We start from the raw sequence: 596 nt of genomic DNA, 5'->3' as shown, positions 1-596 counted from the left end.
CCCCATGCCACCACCCATCACGATGCCTTCCCCCCATCCAATGATGGGTTTGTTGTAGGTATGGATTAGATAGTCACACTCGTATTCCAACGCAAAGTATTTTGTGCAAAATTCTACGGTCGCTTCTTTGCTCTCATTGTGCATGACGTGATACATCGCCCGCACATCCCCGCCAGCACAGAATGCTTTTTCTCCCGCACCACTTAACACCACACAAACCACGTGCGGATCATGTTGCCATTTGATCAATTGATCGTGAAGTTGAAGCAACATATCGAACGTCAATGCGTTCAGTGATGGCGTGTTATCCAACGTCGCGACACCGATGCGATGTACGCCATCGACACAATCCATTTCTGTAATGGTGACCGTTCCTACCATGAAGCCTCCTATTGGTTCTTCCAGTTAGGTGGACGCTTTTCAAGAAAGGCGCGTACGCCTTCTGTTTGATCTTCGGTATCAAATAAATCGAGGAATAATTCACGCTCTTTCATTAAGCCGTGTTTGAGTGGCGCAGAGCGCATGTTTTGAATCAAAATTTTGCACGCGGCGACCGACGAAGGCGATTGATTTGCAACCGACTCAGCCATCGCAAT

The 596-nt window shown here is 48.0% G+C and carries 2 protein-coding genes; both read right to left on the bottom strand.

Annotated features, from left to right (window positions below):
* Positions 1-381 (bottom strand): enoyl-CoA hydratase/isomerase family protein (locus R7040_RS28105; protein WP_318097835.1); only part of this gene is annotated, 381 nt, incomplete at its 3' end.
* Between the two features lie 8 nt (positions 382-389).
* Positions 390-596, bottom strand: a 207-nt coding sequence (locus tag R7040_RS28100; protein ID WP_318097834.1) for an enoyl-CoA hydratase-related protein, incomplete at its 5' end; no start/stop codon positions are given.

The organism is Vibrio sp. 1069 (genome assembly GCF_033340555.1).
Note: the sequence above shows the minus strand (reverse complement) of the source record. Positions and strands in the feature narration are given on the sequence as shown.